Genomic DNA, 1,592 nt, shown 5'->3' on the forward strand with positions numbered 1-1,592 from the left:
CATCGCAGCAACAAGCAACCCAGCTGAACCCGTCGCGAAATCCCAAACATAACTCTCCCTATTAACCCTAGCCAACTTTACAAGCAACTTAGCCACATAAGAAGGAGTTAAAACAACATCATTTAACTTATCCTGCGTAAACCCCAACCACGAATACATCTCATTAAAAAGCTTCCCCGTGAAATCAGTTGTTAAACCAATTTTATAGTAAATACCCAAGTCATCAACCACTTTTGAAAAAATCCTTTTAAGCTGACTTTCCCCGTTGCCATCAACCTGTTTATTTATATTTTCCGACAACAAAGTATTTTTAAGCGTTCTAAGGATTGAATCTTGCTTATCGATCGGCAAATTTTTCTTTGCCAAAAACACTTCTATTTTTCTAGCAACTATTTCACCATCCGTGCTCCCCGGCTCCGTTAACGATTCTAAATCTTTTTCTTCAAGAGGCTTTACCTTTCCAGGCACACCCAGTGTTGCCATTATTACAGCACACACCAAATAAACTCTATCGTTTTCACCCAATCCTTTTTCATCCCTGAAAATATCATTGTTCAGCTTCACCAAACTCGCATCAATTTCCTGTTCCCTTTGAAACTTTCGCGCTTCAAGCTCTTCCAGCGAAAGAGACAACTCATTAACACGGCTAATAAAACCATCAAAGTTTTCTTTTTTCAAAAATGACAAATCATCATAATCTCCAACTTTCTGCCCCAAACCCAAGTTTTCTTTTGAAGCAGCAACAAAATAAACACCTATTAAAAGCTCTATTTCACCGGCTATATTCCGGTAACCTGTCACCCCAATAGCTATTACATCAGTATAAGTTGTATACTGCAGAATTGCGTTTGCATAATGAACTGCACCATTTACCGCGTAACCGTTAATGTTTATGTAATTAGGCTCATTATTATCTTTCCTGTTAGCTACATTGCCTTTTGCATCAAGCCTGACGAGTTTATCTTTATACCCCTTATACTCAATCAATACGGGATAGTTTTTTAGACGCTTATCTTGTAGCAACAGTTTAGCGTCGGGTATATTCCCCCCCCCCGCCATTCTTTGAGCCATACTTTTTAAGCGCGGCATCTATCTGCGAATTTACTGACTCGTTTCCCAACACGGGTTTTAAACCATAACCTTCAAGCTGCCCATTTACAAGGCTAGCTACACGCTGCTCTACAGATTGCTCCTTAACCATTTTCTCCCCACCGGTTGTAGCGTAAATTAAAACATTATACTACACACAACAACCACCAGCGGTTACAGCACCCAAACAAACCACAGCGCACAGACACGCCCCGCTTAAACATCCTCACGCCGCGCGAGCAGCCATTTTGCCGTAAACATCGCGATAATAAGCACTACAATCACATACGCGAGGCTCCACCAATCAAAGACTTGCCCCTCAACCCAAGCAGACGCTAACAGCTCACTAACTCGATACCCAGGCAACCAGCACGCCAACGCTTGCAACGGTGCGGGAAACACGTCAATCGGAAACACAACACCCGACAAAAATAACAACGGGAAAAACACGACCGAACACACACCCTGCGCACTCCGAGGAGTTCCCACCATCACCGCAACAC

At 42.6% G+C, this 1,592-nt stretch carries 1 protein-coding gene and 1 pseudogene; both read right to left on the minus strand.

Annotated features, from left to right (window positions below):
• On the minus strand, positions 1-1,089 hold a 1,089-nt coding region (locus tag KJY78_RS06440), incomplete at its 3' end, for a DNA methyltransferase family protein (RefSeq protein ID WP_214337785.1).
• Positions 1,090-1,305: 216 nt separating this feature from the next.
• A pseudogene (locus tag KJY78_RS06445) lies at positions 1,306-1,592 on the minus strand (ABC transporter permease); the annotation flags it as partial.

The organism is Canibacter zhuwentaonis (assembly GCF_018531145.1).
Classification (GTDB): domain Bacteria; phylum Actinomycetota; class Actinomycetes; order Actinomycetales; family Microbacteriaceae; genus Canibacter; species Canibacter zhuwentaonis.